Consider the following 22334-nt stretch of genomic DNA (forward strand, 5'->3'; position numbering starts at 1 on the left):
TATACTTTCAAACTTTAAAGCTGTTTTGTTAAGTAGTATTGAACTTAATTGTTTTTTTTAATATATTAACGATTATGTAACATTAGGTTAGCATTATCATCATGTCAGACTTATAGTTTTGCGACATTATAAATAACGCAAACTATGAGAATTTTTTACACGATGATTTTGTTGATCGTTACTGTGAGCACCTATGCACAGTCTACGTTATTAACGGGCAAAGTAATGGATGATACGGACAATCTATCCTTGCCAGGAGCAACCATAAAACTGCTTGAAGGCAATCGTTATACTGTATCGGATCAAAATGGTCACTTTGAATTTCTGAACTTACCGACAGGTAATTACACTGTTTCTGTGGTTTACATTGGTTATCAGCCAATCAGGAAAAATATAGTAGTAAAAAATGGCCAAAAAAATTATATAACGATTCAACTTTCATCCTCTTCTTTATCGCTAGCGGAAGCAGTTGTTCTTGGAGATATGGCTCGGGGGCAAGCTAAAGCATTGAATCAACAGAAAAACAATCAAAACATTACTAATATCATTTCTTCAGATCAAGTTGGCCGATTCCCAGATGCAAATATTGGCGATGCTTTGAAGCGTGTTCCAGGGATTACCATGCAGAATGATCAAGGAGAGGCTCGCAATATTATCATCAGAGGTTTAGCTCCACATCTTAATTCAGTCACCTTAAACGGAGACCGTATCCCTTCTGCAGAAGGAGATAATCGTAATGTACAGATGGATCTAATTCCATCGGATATGATTTCTACAATTGAAGTGAATAAAACCTTGACACCAGATATGGATGCAGATGCGATTGGCGGATCAGTAAATCTAATTACACGAGCTTCGCCAAATGGGCAGCGATTATCCGCAACAGCAGCTGGAGGGTATGGTCCTATTCGTGAAAAAGGAAATTATACAGCTGGTTTGGTATATGGTAATCGTTTCGCAAGTAATAAATTTGGAATCGTCTTGAGTGGGTCTTACAATAATAATCGCTTCGGATCTGATAATGTCGAAGGAGTTTGGACCCAAGGAAAGAAAGATCAGGTATTTATGAAAGAAATGGATATTCGTAAGTACGATGTTCAACGTATTCGCAGAAGCACTGCATTAGCATTTGATTATAAGATTAATGATAAGCATATGTTATATGCCAATGGTATGTACAATTGGCGTGATGATCGCGAGAACCGTTATCGTGTGCGATACCGTGATATCGAAGCTATTTATGATGCTCAAGAAAATATTACAGGATATAAGGGTAATATCCGCAGGGAAACAAAAGGGGGCATAGACGATAATAAAAATAAAAATAGTCGCCTCGAAACCCAAAAAGTGCAGAATTATTCAATCGGTGGTGAACACCTATTAAATCCAAAAGTCGCACTTGATTGGTCGGCAAACTATGCAACGGCAAGTGAAGATAGACCACATGAACGCTATATAGACTTTCGTGCAAAAGATGTATTAATTACAGAAGACTTATCTAACAGCCGATTTCCTTTAGTGACCTCTGCAGGAGATATGCCCGAAAACTTTGAACTTGGTACAATCTCTGAAAATGATAATTATACAGAAGAAAGTGAATTTGGTGCAAAACTTAATATTCGTTTTCCTCTTACGATGATCAAAGATCAGAAAGGTCGTATCAGAACAGGACTTCGCATGCGTCTGAAGGACAAGTCTCGTGATAATATCTTTTATGAGTATACACCCATCAATGCGCTTGGCAAGCTGGAGGCTGTACCCAATAACTTCTATTCGGGAGAAGATTATCAAGCAGGAAGTAAATATGTACCAGGATATTTTGTAAACCGTGAGTACTTGGGAGACTTTGACCTTAAAAATGCTGCTCTTTTTAAGGAAAAAGCCAAGCCAAGTGAATATCTGACTCAAAATTATAATGCGAAAGAGAAGATTTTTGCTGGCTATGTGCGATGGGATCAAGATATCAGTACAAAATTAGCTATGATTGTAGGTGCTCGAGTAGAACATACAAAAATCGATTATACCGGTAATTATGTGGTAGATGAGGAAGATTTAGAAGGGAGTGTTCAGCATAAAAATGATTACACCAATGTACTTCCAAGTCTATCTTTCAAATATAACGTAGATGATTCATTCATTTTACGTACTGCATTTACCACTGCTTTAGCTAGACCCAATTATTATGCTTTAGCGCCTTATGTAAGTGCATTATCTGAAGATGCAGAAATTTTTGCGGGTAATCCAAGTTTGAAAGCGACCTTCTCCTATAATTTTGATTTAATGGCTGAAAAATATTACAAATCTATTGGTTTGATATCTGCTGGTCTATTTTATAAAAATTTAAATGATTTCATCTACACTTATGTTGACAAGCAATTTACAAATGACAAATTTTCATCAAATTTTCGGGGACAGAAAAATCCAATTCCACATGATCAAAACTGGAAGTTTGTGCAACAACGTAATGGCGACAATGTTGATGTATATGGATTTGAAATCGCATTTCAACGTCAATTAGATTTCTTACCAGGCGCATTTTTAAAAGGGTTCGGTGTATATGTCAATTATACGCACACCAATTCAAAAGCTAAAGGTATCACCAATGAAGACGGAGAGGAGCGCACTGATGTGAAGTTACCCGGTACTGCACCACATATGTTTAACGGATCATTATCTTGGGAAAACAATAGATTTTCATCTCGAGTATCGCTCAATTATACTGCAGGTTACATTGATGGATTAGGTGGGAGTGATTTTGAGGACTTATTTTACGGAAAGCAACTTTTTGTAGATGCCAATGCAGCATTCAAAATAACAAAGAAGCTACGCATATTTGCCGAAGCCAATAACCTAACAAATCAACCTTTGCGTTATTATCAAGGCATCTCATCCCGTACGAGTCAAATGGAATATTACCAAGCTCGTTACAATTTAGGACTTAAATTTGACTTATAAGTTAAGCATGATCTAAAAGATATCATCCTGCATGGCGCATGATCGCAATGCAGGATTTTTAACAAAATTCGATAAGACCATTTCAATTTCTTGAAGTATATCTATGTTAATGAGTTTGTTAGGATCTTATTTAATTTCATGAATTAAAAATTTTAAAGATCATCTGCAACCAATATCTGTCAGTACAAAAGCGAAATCAACAAACTGAACTAATAGAAGTTCAGTAAAACAAAAATATATACATATATTAAAATTGATGAAAAAAAGATTATTCTTAACCATTTTTACAGTGTTGGTGCTGCAACAAATCTTTGCACAAACCGTGCTACAGCAAGAAGAAAGACAATCTGGATATAAAGGTGGGTTCACACCTGAGCTCACATTGCTAAAGGATGGATTTACCTTCTTAGCATTAGGAGATTTTGGACGTGTTGGCGAATATTATCAAAAAGATGTGGCAGCAGAATTAGGGCGGACTGCGATTACTCTGGATGCCGAGTTTATAGTATCGGTAGGCGATAATTTTTACCCTTCTGGAGTAGCAAGTACACAAGATCAACATTGGAAATCTTCTTTTGAAGAGATTTATACACATCCCAATCTATATCAGGATTGGTATGTTATTTTAGGCAATCATGATTATAGAGGAAATATCAGTGCGCAGATTAACTACACTCAGATTAGCCGTAGATGGAATATGCCAAGTCCTTATTTTAAGAAAAAATTCAAGTTGGAGGATGGTAGTACACTATTGATGGTGTTTATGGATACCAATCCTTTTATTGAAAGTTATCATCATAATGATGGTAAGTATCCAGATTTAGCACAACAAGATACAGTTGCTCAAAAAAAGTGGTTAATTGAAACTTTATCCGATACCGATCCAGCTATCAGATGGAAGGTCGTAGTAGGACATCATCCTTTATATAGTGGTGGTAAGCGAAAAGATAATAAAGATACCAAGTCTTTTGAAGCAAAATTTGCAACTCTTTTTGATCAATATGGCGTGCAGGCTTACATATGTGGACACGAGCACGACCTTCAGGTCATTCGTCCCAAAAATCGCTTTACGACGCAGTTTCTGACAGGGGCAGGAAGTGAAGTGAGACCTACAGGAGAGCGTGAAGGTACGATTTTTGCAGCTGCAGAACCAGGTTTTATGGCATTTACGATAGTAGGAGAGACTATGCTTATACAAGCCATTCAAGCCAAAACTGGTAACGCCAAATTATTAAAGAGTATCACGATTAAATCAAAATAATTATATCTTATAACGTAAGCAAAATGAAATCAATATCTATTTTATACGGATTATTAGCGTTGACATTAACGGTGTCATGTAGTGATCAGCTTGCCCCAGTGGCATCCAATGCACTGAGACCGACAGTAGTGACTGAGCAGACCGAATACGATACTGATGATCCCGCAATTTGGATTAACCCACGAGACCCTAGCAAAAGTATGATCGTAGGTACAGACAAAGAAATAAATGGTGGTTTATATCTGTATGATCTAAAAGGAAAGATTGTCAATAAAGTAACGGGATTGCAACGCCCTAATAATGTAGATATCGCTTACGGTATCATGATCAATGGTAAAAAGATAGATATAGCTATTACCACCGAACGTAAATCTCATAAAATAAGAATATATAGTCTTCCAGATCTGAAACCAGTAGATGGAGGTGGTATAGAGGTGTTTGTCGGTGAAAAAGGAGAAGATGAACGAGATGGTATGGGGATAGCAGTATATACCAAAAAGATCGACTCTTTAACGAATGAAATCTATGCTATTGTTGGCAGAAAAACTGGATCTTCAGGCAGCTATTTATGGCAGTATAAGTTAAGTGGGAAACCTGATGGCACTATTCAGGCAGAAGTTGTACGCAAGTTTGGTGCTTATAGCGGAGCAAAGGAAATCGAAGCGATTGCTGTAGACAATGAGTTAGGTTATGTGTATTATTCAGATGAAACAGTAGGAGTGCGCAAGTATTTTGCTGATCCCGCTCTAAATAATAATAAAGAATTAGCTCTCTTTGCTAAAGGAGAAGCTAAACGTGATCATGAAGGTATTGCTATTTATAAAACAGGGGAGAAAACAGGTTATATTCTAGTTTCTAATCAACAGAATAATTCTTTTTTAGTTTATCCAAGAGAAGGTGAAGCTTCCAATCCCCACGCTTACAAATTATTGGCAGACATTCCCGTTGCTGCTGTAGAGTGCGACGGTGCAGATGCAACGCATGTCAATCTAGGTCCTGAATTTCCAAATGGTATGTTAGTAGCCATGAGTAATGGTAAAGTATTTCATATATATGACTGGAATGAAGTTCAAAAACGTATTGAAGTAGGAAAATAGTGGTTATTTTAAAAAATTAGTTGCCCACCGATATGGTTCAACTTGAACCATATCGATGGGCAACTTTAGTTAAAAAAATCTTATTTATTCGATCTCCAATAAAAGAACCTGCCAAGCGAGAGTCAACTTATCTTCATCCAATAGCTTAGCGGCATACATCTGGAGAAGTTTCCGTCTTAATGGTAGCTGCTCTTGCGATTGATCCCATATCGCTTTGACATTTGGATCTAAACTTAATCTGTTTTCATCAGTCAATACAGGTAATTGCTCTACATTAGCTAATCTTCCCAAATGATTACCTGTTAGGATTTCCGAAAAGCGAATATGTTCAGGAAGTGCATCAACTCCAATTCCTAGATTTCTCAGGGGTTTTGGAACCTCAAATAAAGATTCTTTGGTGACGCGACAGTACCAGTTACCACCTAAGCGAGCAACAAGATCGAGGGACTCTTGTGTGATCTGATGGTCATCATCCAATAAAGTTTTGTGAATATGCATTCTAACAACTTCTGCAATAACCATATTGCCACCTCCAGGGCCATCTCCAAGACTGATGATTTCTTTAACTTTACATTCCAACTGTATGGGTGATTCTGCAACACGAGGCGGTTTGATCAGTTCCGATGCAATTGCTGTGAAACCCGATTTTTCAAATTCATTTATACCTTTTCCATATTCAGTACTCGCGAGTGATTGTTGCTGTACCATAGCATAATTTACAATATTGATCACTACTTCTGGTACCTCTTCGATATTATCTAATGTATGTTTTGTTGAGCCATCTCGCATCCTTAATAAGGGAGAAAAAACACATATAGGTGGTTGCTGAGACATGAAATTAAAATAGCTGAAGGGGCTCAAGTTGACCTCACCTGCAGCATCTATCGTGCTGGCAAAACAGATAGGACGCGGTGCTACAGCATATTTGATGAGATCATCAAAGATAGCTTGTTGTGCTACAGGATCTATTACTGTTGTTTTTTCTGGTTTCATAAGCTATATTGCTAATTTAAATTTATTATTCTTAATTATTTATTCGCACAATGTGATTCTCCAGCTGACCAAGACCAGTTACGTTCATGGTGATCTCATCACCCTCTGTCAACCATTGTTCTTTGTAATCTGGATCATTTAATTTTCCAGTTCCATTGAGCTCTAAGAAACAGCCAGTACCTACAGTTCCTGAGCCAATTACATCTCCCGGAAATATATCCACACCATAAGAAATGCGTTCAATGATTTCGGCAAACGTCCAGTCCATATCTCGAAGATTACCCATGGAGACCAGTTTTCCATTTACCGAGCACGACATTTCAAGATTATAAGTGGCGCCAACATGGCCTTTAGGAGGATCTACTCTATATTTTTCCAATTCATCGGCTGTTACTAGGCACGGTCCTATGACCGTCGCAAAATCTTTTCCTTTGGCTGGTCCCAAATTGAGCTTCATCTCTTCCATCTGAAGTGTTCGAGCACTGATGTCGTTCATGATCATATAACCAGCTATATAGTCATCAGCTTCCGAAGCGGGTATATTCCGCCCCTGCTTCTGTATGACAATAGCAACTTCCAGTTCAAAATCAAGTTTATCAAAATGTTTAGGCATGCAAGCCACTGCTCCAGGTCCACAGATAGCTCTATGATTTGAAAAATAAAAGACAGGAAATTGGTCAAACTCGGCAATCATTTCTAGTCCACGATTGCGACGAGAGGTGTAAACATGCTGACGAAAGGCATAGGCATCACGCAGTGAACCCGGACGAGGTACAGGTGCATTTATAATGGTATTATCAATCGTATACGGTGTGCTATTAGTAGTTGCAGTGCAAAGTGAAAGGTATGCCTCACGCATAGTTGTCTTTACCGTATGGTCTGTAAGTAAATAGCGATCCATGGTATTCGGAAAGGATTTGTCGACCTTGTCACAAGGATAGATATGTGTGCCAATTAAAAAAGCCAAACACTCGTTTTCTCCCAGAATACAGGTAATGAGTTTCATAATCTGATGTATATAATATTAAAATTGGTTTCTGTTCTTTATGCTCTTAAATGCAATAAAAAAGATTATAGTCGCATGTCCTCTGCAACGCAATTGGGTTAAATATAGGAAGTTCGCTAATCATTTTATATATTTAATTTGAAATATTAAAAAATAAAATATTATATTTGATTAAATAAAAAATCCAATTATGAACACCAGTAGACTCATAAATAAGAGAGTCATTTTAGGAATGAGTGCTTTCTTGAAGGCATTGATCGCTGATGTGGTGTTTGCTCAATATTAAATAATCTTCCCTCTTCGTTATTTATTTGTGCTAGAGTTACTTGTCTAACCCTTGCCGCAGCATATATCATTTCACTTTTTTAATTTAGTTACTTATGCCACTTTATCATCAATTGGGAAAAGTTCCTCCTAAAAGACATACCGTATTTCGGAAGCCTAATGGTGCACTCTACTCCGAAGAATTGGTTTCTACACATGGTTTTTCGAGTACTTATTCATTAGTTTATCACTGCCATCCGCCAACACTGGTCAAACAGATTGGAGAAGCCTATGATGTTTCCCCAAAAATAGCGCGTAGCAAGCATCTCAAGCACACGAGCTTAAAAGGTTTTGCGGTACAAAAAAAAGACGATTACTTAGAAAGTCGTATTCCCGTTCTGGTCAATGATGATCTCCATATTTCACTCGCTGCACCTCAGACATCAATGACCAATTATTTTTATAAGAATAGTCAAGCTGATGAGATCATCTTTATTCATGAAGGCTCAGGTATCATCAAAACAGGATATGGGCAAATTCCTTTTGCTTATGGCGACTATATTGTTATTCCTAGAGGAGTGATTTATCAGATTCATTTTGATCATCCTGACAATCGCTTGTTTATCATCGAATCATTTTCCCCAATTCGTACTCCCAAACGTTATCGTAATGAATTTGGGCAATTGATGGAGCACGCTCCTTTTTATGAAAGGGATATTAGAAGGCCTGCTGCATTAGAAACTATTGATGAAATCGGAGAATTTGAAGTTAAAATTAAAAAACAAGGATTGATCTATCCCTATATTTATGATAGTCATCCTTTTGATTTCATTGGTTGGGATGGTTATCATTATCCATGGGCATTCTCTATTCACGATTTTATGCCTATCACAGGAAAACTGCATCAACCACCACCTGTACACCAAACTTTTGAGACCGATACTTTTGTTGTGTGTAGCTTTTGTCCTCGTCTGTATGATTATCATCCAGAGTCCATTCCCGCCCCTTACAGCCATAGTAATGTAGATTCTGATGAAGTCTTATATTATGTTGATGGCGATTTTATGAGCCGCAAAAGTGTAGAACGTGGGCAGATAACGTTACATCCTGGTGGCATTCCCCACGGCCCACATCCAGGTACCGTGGAGAAAAGTATCGGACAGAAGCAGACCGATGAATTGGCGGTTATGATTGACCCATTTAGACCATTAATGTTGACAGAAGAAGCACTAGCCATTGAAGATCCAGATTATTACAAATCGTGGTTGAGTGAATAATATTAAATATACTCTTAAAATATAAGATAATGAAACAGACTTTTGCTGAGAAAATAGCTTTAGCGCAAGATTTTCTGCCCATCAATGGCACAGATTATATTGAATTTTATGTGGGCAATGCCAAGCAAGCAGCTCACTTTTATAAAACAGCTTTTGGATTTCAGTCCGAAGCTTATGCTGGACCAGAAACAGGAATCCGAGATCGAGCTTCCTATGTATTGAGACAAGGTAAGATCCGGTTGGTATTGACTACTGCTCTACGATCGGATCATCCGATATCAGAACATGTGAAACAGCACGGTGATGGAGTCAAGATTCTTGCTCTTTGGGTAGATGATGCGACTAAAGCTTTTGAAGAAACCACTAAAAGAGGAGCTCGTGTGTATCAAGAACCGAAGGTACTCACTGATGAATATGGTGAAGCAGTTACTTCGGGGATATATACCTATGGCGAAACAGTACACCTCTTTGTCGAACGTAAGCATTATAATGGTGTGTTCTTGCCCGGATATCAAGCATGGAGCAGTGACTATCAACCCGAAGAAGTTGGGTTATTATATATTGATCATTGTGTTGGTAATGTGGGTTGGAACAAAATGAATGAAACAGTAGATTGGTACCAGCGCGTCATGGGATTTGTTAATGTGCTTTCTTTTGATGATAAGCAGATCAATACGGAGTATTCGGCATTAATGAGTAAGGTGATGAGCAATGGGAATGGTTATGTTAAATTTCCAATCAATGAACCAGCAGAGGGGCAGAAGAAATCCCAGATCGAAGAGTACCTCGAATTTTATGAAGGAGAGGGTGTACAGCATGCTGCTTTGGCAACACATGATATTGTAAAGACAGTCAAAGCCTTGAAAGCTCGCGGTGTAGAGTTTTTAGGTGCGCCGCCAGAAGCCTATTACGACATGTTACCCGAACGAGTAGGTCAGATTGATGAAGAAATAAAAATTATTCAAGATCTCGGTATTTTAGTTGATCGTGACGATGAAGGTTACCTTTTACAGATCTTCACAAAACCAGTAGAAGATCGTCCCACGTTATTCTTTGAAATTATACAACGCAAAGGAGCTCAAAGTTTTGGTGCAGGTAATTTTAAAGCTTTATTTGAAGCTATCGAACGTGAACAGGAGAAAAGAGGGAATTTATAATCAGTATACCAATAGCTTGTATAAGTTAAAAATAGAATGTAGATACTATGGAAAATATGAAAGAGCTTCTGCAAGCTTTTGAACAAAAAAGACCTGAGATCATTTTTGAATGGAAAGATACAGAAACTGAGGCAGAAGGATGGGTTGTTATTAATTCGTTGCGTGGTGGAGCAGCTGGAGGAGGTACAAGGATGCGGTTGGGATTGGATAAGAACGAAGTAGAATCATTAGCCAAGACCATGGAGGTGAAGTTTACCGTTTCGGGACCTCCTATAGGAGGAGCCAAATCAGGAATTAATTTTGATCCATCTGATCCGAGAAAAATAGGTGTATTGGATAGGTGGTTTAAAGTTGTCACTCCTTTGCTTAAAAATTACTACGGTACAGGCGGTGATCTCAATGTCGATGAAATTCACGACGTCATTCCGTTAACAGAACAATATGGTCTCTGGCATCCCCAAGAAGGTGTGTTGAATGGTCATTTCAAGGTGCGTGAAAATGAACGCATCCATCAGATCGGTCAACTTAGGTATGGCGTTTCTAAAGTTTTAGAAGACCCAGCATATAGTCCTGATATGAAAAGAAAATATAAGATAGCGGATATGATTACAGGCTATGGCGTGGCAGAAGCTGTTAAACATTTTTACAGATGCTATGAGAGTAATTGTGCGGGTAAGAGTGCAATCATTCAAGGTTGGGGAAATGTTGCAGCAGCAGCAGCATTTTATCTCAGTAAGATAGGGGTAAAGATTGTCGGAATTATTGACCGTGCTGGCGGATTGATTAATCCTCTAGGTTTTACCGAAGCAGAAATCACGACCTTGTTTCTCAATCGTAAAGGAAACGAATTGTATAGCCCTGAATTACTTTCTTTTGAAGAAGTGAACCAGCAGATCTGGCATATGGGCGCAGCTATTTTTATTCCTGCTGCCGCTTCACGGCTGGTTTCTAAAGAGCAGGTCAGTGAATTGGTCGCGCATGGACTTGAACTGATTGCTTCAGGAGCCAATGTTCCTTTTTCAGATCGTGAAATTTTTTATGGACCCGTCATGGAATATGCCGATACGCAGGTATCCGTCATTCCCGATTTTATAGCAAATTGTGGTATGGCACGTGTTTTTGCATATCTGATGCAGCCCAATGTAGAGATCAGTGATGATGCATTATTCTCAGATGTATCGCGTATTATCGGACAAGCGATCGATCAAATAAGAGCAGTATCCGATTCCAAAACACATCTATCATCCAAAGCATATGAAATTGCCCTAAAGCAATTGATTTGATTAGTTATCCCATGTAAAGATATATATATGAAAAAGCATTTGTGAGAAAAACCACAAATGCTTTTTTTATAATAATTGATGCTATTTCTTATTCTTCTCTAGTTAGGTCATCTTTTTTTTAGCGGTTTGGCCGTCCTTCAGTTCTTCAGCTTTTAGCTCATCCAATACTTTTTTCAATTGGTTGACATATGGGCCATAAAAATACCGTGTCCATGCCAGTATAGATAAGATAAAACTTAAACTGACCACCAGCGTAAGAATAATAAGTGTTACTTTGAATTGAGGAGAGATGGACGAAAAATCTTTTCCTTTTTCCAATAAAGTACTGTATACATATAAAGCTATAGCAATCAGCGCTGTAGGGAGTAGAAGAAAACCAAAAGCGTGATAGCGCTCTATATTTAATTTAAAATCGTAGTATATTTCGGTCAAGCTATCTTTTGTATCAGCAGTGTAATGGTTAATCCTATTATAAAATAATCGGAATAAGTTCAAATAATATGCTGAAATAACAACTAATAAGGCATAAGAAGCATAATAGATAACATGCAATGAAGGATGGATATGAAACAGTGGTGGGAAAAATCCCAAAAATAGGATTGCTACAATCTGTATATACCATTCCTTCTTCATATTTTGCTTGAGTTTATCTAAAGGATGTTTAGCTTGTCTCAATTGTTTTATTTGTGCTGGAATATGGACATCGTCCGTGTTTTCAGTATTCCACGCCGATTTTAATTTATCAAGATTCATAACCTGTTTTTTTTATGATTTGTTGTAATTTTTCTTTAGTTCTATTGAGTTTTACGCGTACATTTCCTTCACTTATTCCTAGCTGAAATCCCGTTTCACGATGCGAAAGTCCTTCCATAAAGTAAAATATCAAAGCCTTTTCTACGGGATTTAACTGCTGTACAGCCTGATAGAATACCTCGAGTTGTCGATCCTTTTCTGGGTTGTAGGCTTCATTTTCTGGTTCTTTAGCACTTGCATAATCATAAATATCACTTCTGCGCTTTTCCTTTTTAAAGTAAGAAATAACTGTATTAATCGCTACTCGATACATCCAAGAAGAAAAAGCACTATCTCCTTTAAAGTTTTGGTAAGATTTCCATAATTGAATTATGATTTCCTGCTGTAAGTCTTCTCGGTCTTCTGGGCTGTCCATATAGAGACGAGCTACTTTATGTAGGATACCTTTGTGAACCTCCATCAGATTCAGAAATGTTTTTTCACTTGAATAATCTACTAACATCTTATATTATTGCAAAAATTTTAGTGGTCTGGACAGCATTTTCAACGTTTAATGCTTAAAAATACATTCCTTTTTTGTTGTTTTAATTAGTAAGTACAAGTGGTACTCCTTTCGTTACACTTTTTTTAAAAAAACAAACATTGCGGACCGAGGTGTAGATCCTATCTATTTTAGATAGATAAAACTTTTTTAAATACTATCTATGAGGTACCATATCAATAATGCGCTGACGAATATAAGCCCAAAAGTAGACAGCATGATAAGCGGATTGGAGCTTCCATACGTATCGGCATCGATCTCTTTTTCTATTTTTTTATAATTGAGGTAAGCAAACAGTGCTGTCATAGCTCCAAGTGCAACCAGTGTGACACCAATTGCGCCAGAATACCCCTTTTGTAGAATATGTTGGTTGTTATGTAGTATTAAGCTCACTTGTTTTACAAATAATGAAAATTTTACGACTACAAACCCAAATCCCATGATTCCGATACTCGTGCGTATCCATGCTAAGAATGTACGTTCATTGGCCAAATGGTCACTTGTTTTTTTCTGAGGTTGATTATCCATAATATTTCCGATATACGATATAACAATCAAAAAGCGAGATTGATTTACTTTGTCTGGTCTTGGTAAATGAATACATACCTTATTTCGAGGATTTTTAATTTTAAAAATTATGGTAATTATTTCTCTAAGTTATATCGAATAATAAGCTGTATATCTTTATTGATATGTTGGGCATGTTGTCATAATGAAAATGCCTAAAGCTGGGAACTTCAGGCATTTTCTAACCAATTATTAATCTAAATTATGAATAAAAGTTATTTCAAATGTTGTGCCAAGAAATAAACTTATCGTTATTTTGTGATATTGCATTAATAAAATTACAAAGCTTATAATAATTTTAGTTACTTTCTTTGCTTATTTTCTCTAACTGATAGGAGTTATCTCCCAATTTTACCAATTTAATCTTTGTGCCAGCTTCAAGTTCAAGTTCTTCCGCAGCATGTTGTCCCAAACTGAGGACATGAGAACGATCTCTTCTGTAAGAAAAAGCACACTCGTATTCATTTTTAATCAGTATTCTAATCTTTTTAGTCTTATTTGGAAATAAAGGTTTTAGATCCTTCGTGATTCTAATTTGATTTTTAGTCACATCTTCTGCTGTAATTTGATTTCCTTTTGAAGGAATAATTGCATGATCCACCTCTGTCACATGTCCTTTTCCTGTCGTTGTAGGGGTACTAGCACTTGCTGTTTGTGTTCCTAAATCCTCAGTTTGTGAAGGTAAGTTTGTTTTTGTCTGACTATTTGTTTTCTTTACTTCTTTTTGAATGGTGTTAGGTCGTTCAGTAGATGGTTGGACAGTAGGAATTGAAAGTTTTGCCTGTTGATTAGCTATATTGACCTCGGACGCAGTTATAGTAGGATTTGTATTTTTTGATTTTCCTTTTGATTTTCCTTGCTTTGGCGACAGGTTATTTCGTTCAGTCGGTGCAGGTACGGGCAGCGGTATAGATTTGGCTTGTTGAGTTGTTGGATTTATAGGTTGGTTGGGCGCAACATGAGGTTTTGAATGATGAGAAGTATTATTTGTTGGAGCAGCTTGAGTACTAGTTGCGCTTGCTGCTGTCGTAAGAGCAGGATTTGCTTGTAGGGGTTTATTGATGATATTTCTGATGTAGTAATTTTTTATTCTTGATTTTTCCGTATTACGCTCCTCAATTTCAAAATCTTCTTTGTAAGCCTTAAAAAGATGTGATATTTTCTCATAACCGTAGTTTCTAGCATCAAAATCTGGTTTTCTTTTATTAAATAGGCTACCTATTTCACCTAAAAACGCCCATCCGCTTTCATCAGCAGTATCATCTACCGTATCTTTTAATAGCTCCAATGTCTCTTCATCCAAGGCAGAAATTTTATTTCGGTCAATAACGGGATTGGGAGTTGAACCGGAATTATTATTTTTCTTTTTCACAGCTTTTTTAGAAACTTCTTTTTCTAATATTTCGACATATATAAATTTGTCGCAAGAAGAAATAAAAGGTTTAGGTGTTTTCCGTTCGCCAATACCGATCACTAATTTACCTGATTCGCGAAGCCTAGTCGCTAAACGGGTGAAATCACTGTCACTGGATACAATACAAAATCCATCTACACGATCCGAGTGTAAAATATCCATCGCATCGATAATTAAAGCCGAATCTGTTGAATTTTTACCCTGGGTGTAGCTATATTGTTGAATAGGGGTGATTGCATGGGTTAAGAGGCTATCTTTCCAATTTTCTACATAAGGACTGGTCCAGTCACCGTAGATACGCTTGATCGTAGGGATTCCATATCGTTTTACTTCATTCAATATCTCTTCTATTTTTTTATATGAGATATTATCAGCATCAATCAAGATCGCTATTTTTTTTTCTGTTTCTTCTGGCATCCCTTGTGTTTTTAATATGCGCTATAAATTGAATTCTCCTGAAATGATAAGTTATTTATTCACCTTAATTTGATTTTAACGCACTAGAACAATCTGAACATTCAGATGATATAGTTTGTATTGAATATGTTAAGTTTAACAACTCTACTCTTGTAAACTTAGATAAATTTGATTAGATACGCAATATATTTGAAGTGATCCATGATCAAGATATTGGTATGATTTATTTTATTCTCAAGAAGAACAGGATTCGCTTTTAGTGTGAATATTGCTGTACTCGACGTTTTTTTCTATACATTGTATCTAATTCCGAATGGCTTATCTACTTTTTGTCTACACAAATTGTCTTTGAAATAAATATTAAATATGATTTTCTATTATACAACAGTTGTTTTTCAAATAAGTTGCGCCGACCGCTCCCTTGTTATGATCGGATCCTTCATTTAAAAGTGATATTCTGATCCAGATGAGCACTCGCTTTTCTATTAAAAACTTATTATTTTTGTTTAAATTATAGTTTTATGCTCATCATTGATTCTCCCTCCAACAACGCTTATTTTAATATAGCTTCTGAAGAATATTTACTGTATAAATATCCAAAAGAAGACATTTTCTTATTGTATAGCAATGCACCATCGATTATTATCGGAAAATTTCAAAATACACTGGCGGAGATTAACTTGGATTATGTTCAAAGTCAAGAAATAAAAGTAGTTAGGCGTATGTCTGGAGGAGGAGCAGTTTATCATGACCTTGGAAATTTAAATTTCTCTTTTCATACGCTTTTAGGTACAAATGACTTTATGGATTTTTCAACCTTCACACAGCCTGTCTTATCTTTATTAAATTATTTGGGGATCCCTGCAAAATTAGAAGGTAGAAACGATCTGTTGGTAGAGGGAAAGAAATTTAGTGGAAATGCAAAACTTGCCAAAAATGGGAAGATGATCCAACACGGTACGCTTTTGATTAACTCTCAAATGGAGGTTCTCGGGTCGGCTTTGAAAGTCAATCCTTTAAAATTTGTGGATAAGGCAGTAAAATCGAACCGCGCCCGTGTGATCAATCTAAGTGAATATCTACCTAAAGAAATTACGGCATTACCTTTCAAAGAATTGCTGATCGCAGAAATGATGAAAAATAATCCGCAAGCAGTCCGCCATACATTTACAGAAGATGATATTTTGGGTATTGAAAAATTAATAATAGAAAAGTACAGTACATGGGAGTGGAATTTTGGGTTTTCGCCACAATATAATTTTAAAAAAGCGCTGAAAATACCAGCGGGCTTTATTGAAATTCATTTAGACGTGCATAAAGGCTATATTGAAAAAGCCAAAATATTTGGAGACTTCTTTGCATCCAAACCGATTGAGGAGCTAGAATCAGCACTAATCGGGCAAAAGCACGACATTGCTCATCTCACGACGTGGTTGGATCAGCAAGATCTAACAGCATATTTTGGTAAAGTCAGCACATCAGAATTATTAGAGCTGTTTAAATAATAACCTTTTATAAACCTAAAAGATTTCTGATTTAACCAATTTTAAAGGTTTACAGTCACATAAACTCATGTTTTTTATGAGGTTTTCCGGCAGTTCTTAAATTAACACAAAGATTAAGTTCTAAAATATAACTTAAATATGGCTTTTTAACAAGTACCTGACAAATGGACTTGGTGAGATTAATCTTTATGGTTATGTTTGTCGTTTTGGGCATTGAAATTTGAAACATCACATTCAAATTTCAATGCCCATTGATTTAATGTTAAAAACATCATGATTGCCGACATAGAAGACAAAGAAATTAAACAAATTTATCAAACATCTATTATTCAACAAACAGCCTATTGGTCTGAAGTGAAACGATTACAAGGAGTAACCTCAAAAGCATTTAATTTTAAAACAAAAACAGCAGACCTTTACGTAGACTCAGATGACAGCACTTATTTTATCGGAGATTTGCTGATTTTGATTCAAACTTTAGATCAAGATCACAGCATCGCTTATGTTCCCTATGGGCCAGAAGTGGAGCCATCAGTAGAAAATCAAGGCTATTTTTTAGAACAATTATCCGAAAGCCTAAGATCCTGCTTACCCACAAACTGCATCATGATCCGTTATGACTTATCTTGGGAATCACATTGGGCAAAAGAAGACGACTGTTACGACATAAATGGGAACTGGTTGGGAGTTCCAGATAAAAAAATTCAGGAAATCCGTTTTAACTTCAATACAACTAATTGGAATTTAAGAAAAGCGAATACAGATATCTTACCCTCAAATACTATTTTTGTGGATTTAAAGAAAGATGAGGAAGCTCTATTAGGCGCTATGAAAACCAAAACTCGCTATAATGTCAATCTTTCTCAGAGAAAAGGAGTCAAAATTCGTTCATTAGGTCTGGATAGTTTAGCAATTTGGTATGATCTCTATCGACAAACGGCTGCACGAAATCATTTCTTTTTACATGATATCAGCTATTTTAGAGTTGTACTTTCTGCGCGAGCCAATGACACACTCTCTCCAGCAGATGTCTATTTATTAGTTGCAGAGATTGAAGATAAGCCATTAGCAGCAATGTTTTTGGTCGTATCGGCAAATCGAGGAACATATTTGTACGGAGCATCGGCTACAGAAAATAGAAATTATATGGCTACTTATGCGTTACAATGGCGCGCCATGCAGATTGCTAAAGAAAAAGGCTGTACCGAATATGATTTTTTTGGCGTAGCTCCCCAAGCAGATGCTTCCCATCCATTATATGGACTCTACAGATTCAAAACCGGTTTTGGTGGTGAAATTTTTCATCGTATGGGGTGTTGGGATTATCCGCTAGATAATGAAAAGTATAAATATTATACCTCTATGGAATTCAAAAATCAAAGTTATCATCTGAGCTAAAAAAAGCGGGTACAGCAATATTTCGACTGCACCCGCCTTTTAATCTTTAGATAAGCAGGATAGGATCCATGCCTATAACTGTATTCTATTCATTATAATTTGACTAAGTTGTGGTGTCTACATTCCATCCTGATAATATTCCTCCATAAAAATAGAAAGTGACATGAAATTTTTTATTACTTAATTCATCTGAAACCAGATAGCGTTCCGTAACATCATAAGATGCCACCTTTTTGAAACTTGATAATTTTACCTCAGGAAGATTGTCGGTTGTTGCTGATCCCGCAACCATATGCTGTATTTTAGCGGTAATTAAATTCATAATTCCTTCTTTCTTGAATGGATTACGTACAATTCGATTTTTACCAATAATAGGCATTACACCATTATTTGCTCGTTTTTTCGCCTTTGCCTCTGCAGTATAGCTTTTAAATTTCTCTTTAATTTTAGGATCACGGATGCTATTAATTGTAAATATGGCTATTCCCTGTGCTCCATGATTCAACGCCTCATCCATTTCTGTAAACATGACATCACTATCACTCGCCATTAGTCCGCAGAATAAAGTCGTCATCTTATTTTTGTCGTTTACATTTTCGATTGTACAATCTCTAATAAAACTTGGATCTTCTGTGTAGAAATTACTGTATACCATCGGAAATACCATATCCAATTTCCATTTCCCCCAATCTTGCCTAACCATTCGAGAAGCCATTTTAGGTGTTGGAAAGGGGGATGCAGCCATTATTTTACCACTAGCATGCACGACATCTGCAATCATATTGGCTATATCTGTAATTTGATCACAACGAAACTGTCTCCATTTGAGATCGCTAGAGGGATCTTTCTGTGTACGTGGATCATAACCATATTGATCTTTGAATTTTTGGATCGCTACGGGATGATATCCATAATCCCAAGCGGCATATTCGCGATCTTGCACGATATGATATTTGGGCCAAAGTGTGGTAGGAAGTACCACATCGACGTAGCGGTTATAGTCGATAGAAATCCCATCCAAACCCTCTACATCGCAATAGGTTTGAATTTTTTCTTTGATATAATTTTTGACTTCTGGAAGAACAGGAGATAAGAATTTATAATAACCCACATATGCCGTTGTATCAGCTAAACTTTTACCATTTCTATTCACACTAAACCACTCTGGATGTTTTTTCAAAATCTGTTCCCGATCATGTTCAAGATTTAACGTCCATAACCAGGCAACTACTTTAATCCCATATTTATGCGCAATCGGAATGGCTACTCTATAATCATCAGGTGTAGGAGCATTGAGCATGACACCATCGATACCTAAGTATTGCATTTCACGACATAGGGAATCAAAATTACTGGTAGGCCTGTAATCTAACCAAGTCCAGAACATAGGTTGATCTTCCTTACCTGCAGCAGCAGCTTCTTTGCGGGTTAAAAGAAATAATCCTAAGAAAAAAACAACGCAAATACGTAGTTTAAGCGAATAAAGTTGGTTCATAATTTATACTTTGTTAATACAGGAAAATCCGAGTGTATTTAAATTGATATTGTTTACGTGCAATATAAATATTTTTAGACGAAATTTGGGTATGCTATACCCTTTTAGCGGATTTTTATTTAACCTTGATTGTCTGGTATATAATCAAAGCTGTCTTTTTTTGTAAAAAAACGCCTGAAGCGGGGAACCTCAGGCGTTTTAACTAACCAATTATTAACCTAAATTATGAATACCTATTAAACGTTTTGTTTTAAGCAATTGTTGTATTTGAATTTTTATTTTAACACATTTTAACGATTGTAATGGGTAATTGTATCCGGTATAATCAAAAATATTAATTTCAATTCCATAACATCAAAAAACGCCTGAAGTGGGGAACCTCAGGCGTTTTAACTAACCAATTATTAACCTAAATTATGAATACTTTATAAACGCCACAATTTGTGGTATTGTTACTTATCGTATTCTTTTTTAACAGATTTTAACTTTTTGAAGCATTTATAAACTTATTAATCAATTATTATACTCCTTCAAATAAAGATGCAAGGACCTCTTTAAAGCGCACAAACTGGATCTTGATCGGTATAACTTTGTTTTCATTGGCGTATTTCCATTTGGCATATGCTCATTCATTTAAGTGGATAGACTCCAATTGGCATTATCCTTGAAGAAAAGTACACTTGAAAGTAGAAGAATTTGCGAGATACCCTATTTTGTTTTATCATTTTCGAAATTTACAACATCCGAAATCAAAATTTTCAATATATTATCCATCATGATCGTTTTTTGCGATCATGGGCGGCATACATTAAATAATAAAAAAGAAATGTTGCGATTTCGCAATTTGAGCCATTTCCAAATGAAAGAAAAGTTAAATGCTAGTCAGGAAGTCACGTACTTGTTTGATAAATACTATTTGCAACTAGGTGATATATCATACATCGAACTGGATTTCTTGTCGTCTTTAATAGCTATATTCAGACCAAAACGAAAATCACTATATTATCAGGTCGATATCGATCCTTTATTGAGTTATTTACAACAATTTACCCAGCATAAGGATCTGTTTGTTCAATATGTGCATCGTGTTCTTGACCAGAAAGATTTTGATCAATTGATAACGGATACGGGCATTATTAGTTATGCCGATTTTAGGTATGAGATTAAAAAAAGATTTACCGAAAAGTATTTACCTTCGCAACCGCCCAAATCGACCTTACAGTACGTACTCAATCAAATTTTTTACCACTCAAAAGATGCGGATTGGGTTGCTTCGATCCCACAAGAACAGTTGCATCAGTTATATACGATTTGTCAATTCCATTCACTTTATGAAAACGACCACAATTTTGAAATAAAAGAAATTTTATATGGATTAGAGGTACTCGTGCAACGTATTACAGGAAGAGCTATGGAAACAGATGTAAATAAGATGGTTCCAGAGTTTCAAAATTTTGATAGTCCATTTATTGCTATTATGCGTGAGTTCAATGAGTTGAATGATCGCTTCTTACGTGACGATCTGCATTTTATGACTTCCGATGATCTTGCCTACAAGCAAATATTGGTTTTGCATAGGCAATGTGAAAATTATATTGATACTGCATTTTCCAATTCCCATCGTTTTGGTATCTCGATCAAAGTCAATCAGTCATTATTACGAATCAGGCAGCAATTGGAAAGGATCAAAGCAATTTTATCTTTTTTGGTGATCAACGATAATCGCGAAAAAGTGACCAAAAGTATTGCCTTTGCACAGACCTTAATTGATTATAATTGTCGTAAAAGCAATATTCGAAAACTGGTGGGGCAAAGCACACAATTGTTAGCTTATGAGATCACGCATCATACTGCACAAACGGGAGAGCATTATATTACTTCCACTAAAAAAGAATATTGGCGTATGTTTCGTTCGGCTTGTGGCGGAGGGATCATCGTGGGCATTATGTGTATCATAAAATTGTTTCTAGGAAAAGTAGAGACGAGTGAATTTGGACATGCGTTACTTTACAGTATGAATTATGCCATAGGATTTACTGCTATTTATCTTTTTGGAGCAACATTAGCAACAAAACAACCCGCGATGACAGCCTCAGCGTTAATTGCTGCTATTGAAAATGGTCCCTCTGGACAGGATCAAATTCGACATAAGTATTGGAGTTTTGCTATTTTCTTTGCCCGACTATTCCGTTCACAATTTATTGCATTTGTTGGCAATGTGATGATGGCTTTTCCAGTCAGTTTAATTTTGATATGGGGTATTCAGGAGGTTTTCCACTACAATGCAGCGGCCGCTAAGTGGTTAAAACTGGTTAATGAATTAAATCCTACAGAGACACCGATGATAGTGCATGCTTGCATTGCGGGAGTCTTTTTATTTTTGTCTGGAATTATTGCCGGTAGTATATCCAATAGGGACAAACATAATTCGGTCTATTATCGAATTGAGGAACAACCCGTCTTAAAGAAAGTGTTTGGTAAAGAAAAAACAGCCAAAGTCGCTCGATTTTATGAAAAAAAATGGGCAGGAATAGTCTCCAATATTTGGTTTGGCGTTTTTATGGGAACAACAGCTTCTGTTGGTATGTTTTTAGGGCTAAATCTAGATATTAGGCACATCACCTTTGCCAGTGGTAATCTGGCATTAGCCTGGTTTGGTCACGATAGTTATCTGAGCACAGAAATGTGGATATGGGGTATACTTGGTATTGGTATTATAGGTTTTTTTAATTTTGTAGTTAGTTTTTCCCTTTCATTGATATTGGCATTTCGATCTCGAAACCTTTCCTTTGGAGAATTGATTAAAATGGCCAAAGCCGTATGGATCTATTTTAAAATAAACCCAAAATCATTTTTTTTACCGCCAGAAGAGAAAAAATAAATAAGTGGGTTGTCATTTTAGATTAAGATGTAAAGTACCCCCCAGAATTGTTCAAATTCTGGGAGGATGG

16 protein-coding genes are annotated in these 22334 nt (G+C 36.4%); 9 read left to right on the forward strand and 7 right to left on the reverse strand.

Annotated elements, in window-relative coordinates:
- Positions 1–144: 144 nt before the first annotated feature.
- From B3P23_RS02400 to B3P23_RS02410, 3 genes are all read left to right on the forward strand, one after another.
- Positions 145–2955 (forward strand): TonB-dependent receptor, encoded by a 2811-nt coding sequence (locus tag B3P23_RS02400; RefSeq protein ID WP_293924234.1) that lies wholly within the window; start codon positions 145–147, stop codon positions 2953–2955.
- A 256-nt stretch (positions 2956–3211) separates the two neighbouring features.
- Positions 3212–4216, forward strand: coding sequence for a metallophosphoesterase (locus B3P23_RS02405; RefSeq protein WP_293924236.1), 1005 nt, complete (start codon positions 3212–3214; stop codon positions 4214–4216).
- Between the two features lie 23 nt (positions 4217–4239).
- Positions 4240–5313 (forward strand): phytase, encoded by a 1074-nt coding sequence (locus tag B3P23_RS02410; protein ID WP_293924238.1) that lies wholly within the window; start codon positions 4240–4242, stop codon positions 5311–5313.
- A gap of 84 nt (positions 5314–5397) precedes the next feature.
- On the opposite strand, the gene B3P23_RS02415 is transcribed toward B3P23_RS02410, so the two are convergent.
- Together B3P23_RS02415 and B3P23_RS02420 are read right to left on the reverse strand one after the other, a co-directional pair.
- Positions 5398–6306, reverse strand: a complete 909-nt coding sequence (locus B3P23_RS02415) for a flavin reductase family protein (RefSeq protein WP_248755859.1) — start codon at positions 6304–6306, stop codon at positions 5398–5400.
- 31 nt (positions 6307–6337) lie between these two features.
- Positions 6338–7312 carry a fumarylacetoacetate hydrolase family protein gene (locus tag B3P23_RS02420; protein ID WP_293924241.1) on the reverse strand — a complete coding sequence of 325 codons (975 nt, stop codon included), beginning with the start codon at positions 7310–7312 and terminating at the stop codon, positions 6338–6340.
- Between the two features lie 380 nt (positions 7313–7692).
- Here B3P23_RS02420 and B3P23_RS02425 point away from each other — a divergent pair, with 380 nt between their 5' ends.
- From B3P23_RS02425 to B3P23_RS02435, 3 genes are read left to right on the forward strand one after another with little or no spacing between them, the layout of a single operon-like run.
- Positions 7693–8853 carry a homogentisate 1,2-dioxygenase gene (locus B3P23_RS02425; RefSeq protein WP_293924243.1) on the forward strand — a complete coding sequence of 387 codons (1161 nt, stop codon included), beginning with the start codon at positions 7693–7695 and terminating at the stop codon, positions 8851–8853.
- A 29-nt stretch (positions 8854–8882) separates the two neighbouring features.
- Complete coding sequence (gene hppD, locus B3P23_RS02430) at positions 8883–10010, forward strand: 4-hydroxyphenylpyruvate dioxygenase (protein WP_293924245.1); 1128 nt, start codon at positions 8883–8885, stop codon at positions 10008–10010.
- Between the two features lie 47 nt (positions 10011–10057).
- Positions 10058–11293 carry a Glu/Leu/Phe/Val dehydrogenase dimerization domain-containing protein gene (locus B3P23_RS02435; protein ID WP_248755862.1) on the forward strand — a complete coding sequence of 412 codons (1236 nt, stop codon included), beginning with the start codon at positions 10058–10060 and terminating at the stop codon, positions 11291–11293.
- A 102-nt stretch (positions 11294–11395) separates the two neighbouring features.
- Here B3P23_RS02435 and B3P23_RS02440 read toward each other — a convergent pair whose 3' ends face one another.
- The 4 genes from B3P23_RS02440 to B3P23_RS02455 form a co-directional block, all read right to left on the reverse strand.
- Positions 11396–12046, reverse strand: coding sequence for a hypothetical protein (locus B3P23_RS02440; RefSeq protein ID WP_293924246.1), 651 nt, complete (start codon positions 12044–12046; stop codon positions 11396–11398).
- On the reverse strand, positions 12036–12548 hold the full coding sequence (locus tag B3P23_RS02445) for an RNA polymerase sigma factor (protein WP_293924248.1): 513 nt from the start codon (positions 12546–12548) through the stop codon (positions 12036–12038). Before B3P23_RS02445 ends, B3P23_RS02440 begins: the two co-directional genes overlap by 11 nt.
- 189 nt (positions 12549–12737) lie before the next feature.
- Positions 12738–13115, reverse strand: a complete 378-nt coding sequence (locus B3P23_RS02450) for a YidH family protein (protein ID WP_045752708.1) — start codon at positions 13113–13115, stop codon at positions 12738–12740.
- Positions 13116–13452: 337 nt separating this feature from the next.
- Positions 13453–14985: an NYN domain-containing protein gene (locus B3P23_RS02455; protein ID WP_094772303.1), complete on the reverse strand. Its 1533-nt coding sequence runs from the start codon at positions 14983–14985 to the stop codon at positions 13453–13455.
- 521 nt (positions 14986–15506) lie between these two features.
- Here B3P23_RS02455 and B3P23_RS02460 point away from each other — a divergent pair.
- Complete coding sequence (locus B3P23_RS02460; RefSeq protein ID WP_293924253.1) at positions 15507–16490, forward strand: lipoate--protein ligase; 984 nt, start codon at positions 15507–15509, stop codon at positions 16488–16490.
- Positions 16491–16763: 273 nt separating this feature from the next.
- Positions 16764–17888: a lipid II:glycine glycyltransferase FemX gene (locus B3P23_RS02465; protein ID WP_293924255.1), complete on the forward strand. Its 1125-nt coding sequence runs from the start codon at positions 16764–16766 to the stop codon at positions 17886–17888.
- 103 nt (positions 17889–17991) lie between these two features.
- Here B3P23_RS02465 and B3P23_RS02470 read toward each other — a convergent pair whose 3' ends face one another.
- Entirely contained in the window at positions 17992–19383 is a 1392-nt protein-coding gene (locus B3P23_RS02470; protein WP_293924257.1) for a family 10 glycosylhydrolase, read from the reverse strand.
- An 859-nt stretch (positions 19384–20242) separates the two neighbouring features.
- Between B3P23_RS02470 and B3P23_RS02475 the strand changes: the two genes are divergently transcribed.
- On the forward strand, positions 20243–22264 hold the full coding sequence (locus tag B3P23_RS02475; RefSeq protein ID WP_293924259.1) for a hypothetical protein: 2022 nt from the start codon (positions 20243–20245) through the stop codon (positions 22262–22264).
- Positions 22265–22334: the final 70 nt, after the last annotated feature.

The organism is Sphingobacterium sp. UBA6320, from assembly GCF_002440335.1.
Classification (GTDB): Bacteria; Bacteroidota; Bacteroidia; order Sphingobacteriales; family Sphingobacteriaceae; genus Sphingobacterium.

Bases quoted from the DNA above. Each gene is read 5' to 3' on its own strand.
- B3P23_RS02400 (WP_293924234.1), top strand. From the start codon at position 145: ATGAGAATTTTTTACACGATGATTTTGTTGATCGTTACTGTGAGCACC.
- B3P23_RS02405 (WP_293924236.1), top strand. From the start codon at position 3,212: ATGAAAAAAAGATTATTCTTAACCATTTTTACAGTGTTGGTGCTGCAA.
- B3P23_RS02410 (WP_293924238.1), top strand. From the start codon at position 4,240: ATGAAATCAATATCTATTTTATACGGATTATTAGCGTTGACATTAACG.
- B3P23_RS02415 (WP_248755859.1), bottom strand. From the start codon at position 6,306: ATGAAACCAGAAAAAACAACAGTAATAGATCCTGTAGCACAACAAGCT.
- B3P23_RS02420 (WP_293924241.1), bottom strand. From the start codon at position 7,312: ATGAAACTCATTACCTGTATTCTGGGAGAAAACGAGTGTTTGGCTTTT.
- B3P23_RS02425 (WP_293924243.1), top strand. From the start codon at position 7,693: ATGCCACTTTATCATCAATTGGGAAAAGTTCCTCCTAAAAGACATACC.
- hppD (WP_293924245.1), top strand. From the start codon at position 8,883: ATGAAACAGACTTTTGCTGAGAAAATAGCTTTAGCGCAAGATTTTCTG.
- B3P23_RS02435 (WP_248755862.1), top strand. From the start codon at position 10,058: ATGGAAAATATGAAAGAGCTTCTGCAAGCTTTTGAACAAAAAAGACCT.
- B3P23_RS02440 (WP_293924246.1), bottom strand. From the start codon at position 12,046: ATGAATCTTGATAAATTAAAATCGGCGTGGAATACTGAAAACACGGAC.
- B3P23_RS02445 (WP_293924248.1), bottom strand. From the start codon at position 12,548: ATGTTAGTAGATTATTCAAGTGAAAAAACATTTCTGAATCTGATGGAG.
- B3P23_RS02450 (WP_045752708.1), bottom strand. From the start codon at position 13,115: ATGGATAATCAACCTCAGAAAAAAACAAGTGACCATTTGGCCAATGAA.
- B3P23_RS02455 (WP_094772303.1), bottom strand. From the start codon at position 14,985: ATGCCAGAAGAAACAGAAAAAAAAATAGCGATCTTGATTGATGCTGAT.
- B3P23_RS02460 (WP_293924253.1), top strand. From the start codon at position 15,507: ATGCTCATCATTGATTCTCCCTCCAACAACGCTTATTTTAATATAGCT.
- B3P23_RS02465 (WP_293924255.1), top strand. From the start codon at position 16,764: ATGATTGCCGACATAGAAGACAAAGAAATTAAACAAATTTATCAAACA.
- B3P23_RS02470 (WP_293924257.1), bottom strand. From the start codon at position 19,383: ATGAACCAACTTTATTCGCTTAAACTACGTATTTGCGTTGTTTTTTTC.
- B3P23_RS02475 (WP_293924259.1), top strand. From the start codon at position 20,243: ATGAAAGAAAAGTTAAATGCTAGTCAGGAAGTCACGTACTTGTTTGAT.